We start from the raw sequence: 3,584 nt of genomic DNA, 5'->3' as shown, positions 1-3,584 counted from the left end.
GGATACGACGCGCTCATAAGCCTCGGAACTCCGGTGGAATGCACTTACTCCCAAACCAGCAGCGACAGCACAACCACGCTCACGCTCAAATTCAAGGGAAGCAAGGTGAGGGGTGACGGAATCACTGTGCTAACAGGGCAGGAAACCGTGCCCGCGGGCTTCGTGCTGCTCGAAACCGAGTATTATATAAAAATGCCTACTGCGGCTGTGAGCGGACCGCTCGCAGGATGCGAGTGGCTCAAAGTAGCTGCGAACTCCAGCACCCAGACCACAACAACTTCGAACGGAGTGGACGTCGACCCGCTGGACGGGCTCAGGGCGCTCAACGCCAAATACGAGTGCAAACCCGGGCTCTTTGGGGACGATGTGTTCGCAGTGACCGGAACGGTGTGCGATTTGGACGCCATAATGAAAAGCCTGATGAACGGCACTACAGGGGGCGATACATACACCTGGCCGAACGATGACGAAGGAGACGGAGGCACCAGTTCGGGTTCGAGCCCGTGCGACAGCCTGAGCGATTCCAGCACAAGAACAGAGTGCAGGGAAATCTGCGACCCGATAACCGACGCGGTTGAAAAAGCAGAATGCGTCGCGAGCTATCAGCAGTATTAGGGCGGCATTGGCTCGGACGGGCGTTTTTCCTTTTTCTTTTTCCTTCTTTTAAATTTTATTTCGATTTAGCTTTCTGCGCGCGGTTCATCTCTTCTTTTTCTTACTCTTGCCCTTTTTTTCAGCCCGCTCCTGGGTTTTTTTCTGCCCTTTCCCTAGATGGACAGCCGCTTGCTTGTTTGCCCTGCTGCCTTCTGACTGCCCGGGCTGCGGGGCAAGCTTCTCGCGCTCCGCCGCCTTTTCATTCACGGTCGCGACTACGGCCTCCTGCTTGGCCCTGACTTCGGAAAGAAGGGCTTCGAACTCCTTGCCTGAGGTTTTCTTCTCCATTGTCTTGACAAGCTCGCGGCTCTCCTTGACCAGGTTCTCGATGTTCTTCTTGGCCTCAGCAACGCGGTCGTTCAGGCTCTGCTCCTGTGCCTTCACCTGCTCGTATTCCTCGTTGTAGGACCCGGAAACCGATTCGAGCTCCTTCAGGTACCCTTTCATGTAGCGGATCTCGGCAAATTCCTTGAGCTGCGAAAGCTCTTTCTGGCTGTCCGCGGCGTACTGCTCTATGTCCGCAATCTTGGACTGGTAGTCCGAGAGATACTCGTTTATGAGCGCCTCGGCCTGCTTCACGTCCTTGAGCTTAGCGTACGAATCAGCAACCTCTGTGGATTTGGCTTCAAGGTCGGACTTTATGCCGTCCAGCCGCGCTGCCATCTCCGCCCTTTTCTGGGAAAGCCCGGCTATCGCCGCGTAGGACGTTGCTATGCCCTCGTTCACTTCGGTCAGCTGCCTGTTCAGGCCCTCCATGGACTTCCTGAGTTCCTGCTCCTTGGATTCAAGCGAGGAGACAGAACCTGAAAGGTCTATCATGTCTGCCTTCTTGGACTTGATGTCCTTCTCGAGCGACTCGATTTCGGCGGCTATCTTCGAGTCCTCTGAAACCAGCGACTTCTTCAGCTTCTCCATCTCCTCCCGGTTGGCCGAGAGCGAACCGCGCACTCCCTCGCGTATGCGCTTGAGCGCTTCTGCAAGCTTGTCCGCCTCGCCCATTTTCTGCGGGAGCTCCATCAGCCGCTCCTTGAGCTCTATTATCTTGCCCTCCTTCTCGAGAATCCTGTCCGCCATCCCGTCGTAGGCCGCCTTGAACTTTCCCTCGAGCGGAAGGTACGCCTTCGCGAGGAACGCCTCGCGCTCTGCCTTGAGCTTCTCGAGATCTTCTCTCTGCACCCTTATCTCGCCCATGTATTCCGAGAGCGAGCGCCTCAGGGAAACCATCTCCTCCCTGGCCTTTTCCATGTGCGCGTCCCGCTTCTCCTTCTGCGGCTGCTTCTTCTCGTCTTTGAAAGAATTTGAGAATTTCACGAACGGCATGCGCTCCCTTGCAGGCATGCTGTTTTTCCCGGCCTGGGGTTTGCTCGCGGACGCAGGCTCGGACCACTGGCCGGCTCCTTTCTCCTTCTCGGCGAAGGAAGAGATTATGCTGTCGGCTATGTCGTCCCTGGGCTGCTTCCTGTTCACCCGCTCCATTATGCGCTCCACGCGCTCCTCGGCCTTTATGTCCTCGTGCACCGGTTCCGGAAGCTCCATCTTGCGCTCATTCTTGTTCTCGGGTTTCTGCCCGGGTTCTTGCTTCTGGGCTTCGGAACCCGACGGAGCATCGCCCCTGGGATTGTACTGGGGTTGGTCGAAGAATCCGGGCTCCTTTTTCTCAGGGGCCCTGGGCTCCTCGGCCTGCTTGGCAGGCAGTTCCTCGCCTGACCACACCACGAATTCGTTGAGAAGATGATATTCTATCTGCACATACCCCTCGTCCTCGAGTATGCCTATCCACCGCTTTATGCTGTCGCGCTTCATGCCGAACTGGCGCGCGAGCGCACCCATCTCCACCCTTTTTTTGGAGGAGAGGTACTTGATTATGTTGTCTATGTCCGTGCTTATCAGCGCATCGTCCGCAACCGTCTTCTTGTTCATAGTTCCACCACTTGAGCGTCCCGTGCGAGCGGGTTTTCGAACCGGCGGAAATCAAGAGCAGCTGCACTCCCAGTCATGCCGCCTTGTCTTCCATCGTCAGTTTGTAGGACCCAGGGAGTTTCTGGAGAGCCCGGCCTATCGCCTGCTCTATTATCCTGGACTTGTCCTTGTAAGTGTTTATCAGGAAAACATCCTGGTGCTTGCGCACTCTCGCGGCCTTGTCAGTGGCCCTTCCGAACGATTGCCGCATCCCTTTCTGCAGCCTGTCGGCCCCTGCGCCTGCAATCATCTTGTTCTCCCTTATGACCTGGTGGGGGAACACGCGGACCACGAAATAGAAGTTGCCCACCATGCTCTTTTCCAGGAACTTGTTCACCGCCTGCCTCGCGCTCTCGAGCGCGTTGTCCCTTATCTGGATGTCCTGCTGGCTGATGAGCCTGAACGTGGCGTTGTAATCCGGCTTTATAGCTCCCATCCTGAACTGCGTTATGTCCTGGTGGGGCATGGCTTTTATGTAGGATTTCCTCGGCCTTCTCCGCGAGAATCTGCTCCACGAAGCCTTGTCCACGTCTCTCATAGTCCTTCCGGGTCTCAGTCCCATAAATACAACCTCCTTTCATTTCAGTTTTTTGATTTAAAAGCATTTCCAAACATTTATAAACACAAAATCAAACAAAAACCACGCATCAATCGAGGAAATCAGTAGGATTCGGCGGTTCTGGCTTGTCCCCTTTCCGCTCCCTTATCTGCCTCACCACTTTGGCAACCATGTCCTTGGGCATCGCCTCGTAACCCGCATATTCCTGGTATGGGATTGCCTTGCCCTGCGTTGCAGACCGCAAATCATTGCCGAATCCGAACATGTCAGCCACGGGCATTTTCACCACGACGTTGGTGTATTCGCCGTCCTGCTGCATGTCCAGCAGCTGGCCCCTTTTTCCCTGCGTGAGCGTCACCACGTTGCCCCCGTATTCCTGGGGCACGTTTATCGTGACCTTCTGCTTGGGCTC

General features: G+C 55.7%; 4 protein-coding genes. 1 reads left to right on the top strand and 3 read right to left on the bottom strand.

Annotated elements, in window-relative coordinates:
- Positions 1-615: hypothetical protein (locus WC488_05005; GenBank protein MFA5077756.1), on the top strand; the 615-nt coding region annotated here is incomplete at its 5' end.
- A gap of 84 nt (positions 616-699) precedes the next feature.
- Here WC488_05005 and WC488_05000 read toward each other — a convergent pair.
- From WC488_05000 to WC488_04990, 3 genes are all read right to left on the bottom strand, one after another.
- Positions 700-2,574, bottom strand: a complete 1,875-nt coding sequence (locus WC488_05000) for a hypothetical protein (GenBank protein ID MFA5077755.1) — start codon at positions 2,572-2,574, stop codon at positions 700-702.
- 73 nt (positions 2,575-2,647) lie between these two features.
- On the bottom strand, positions 2,648-3,175 hold the full coding sequence (locus WC488_04995) for a 50S ribosomal protein L16 (GenBank protein ID MFA5077754.1): 528 nt from the start codon (positions 3,173-3,175) through the stop codon (positions 2,648-2,650).
- Positions 3,176-3,260: 85 nt separating this feature from the next.
- Positions 3,261-3,584 (bottom strand): elongation factor EF-2 (locus WC488_04990; protein ID MFA5077753.1); only part of this gene is annotated, 324 nt, incomplete at its 5' end.

It is taken from the genome of Candidatus Micrarchaeia archaeon, assembly GCA_041650355.1.
Taxonomy (GTDB): domain Archaea; phylum Micrarchaeota; class Micrarchaeia; order Anstonellales; family Bilamarchaeaceae; genus JAHJBR01.
The sequence above is the reverse complement of the archived record's forward strand: the minus strand, read 5'-3'. Positions and strand labels throughout refer to the sequence as shown.

What these genes read in the sequence shown, in the direction of transcription:
- WC488_05000 (MFA5077755.1), bottom strand. Translation starts at nt 2,574, where the DNA reads ATGAACAAGAAGACGGTTGCGGACGATGCGCTGATAAGCACGGACATA.
- WC488_04995 (MFA5077754.1), bottom strand. Translation starts at nt 3,175, where the DNA reads ATGGGACTGAGACCCGGAAGGACTATGAGAGACGTGGACAAGGCTTCG.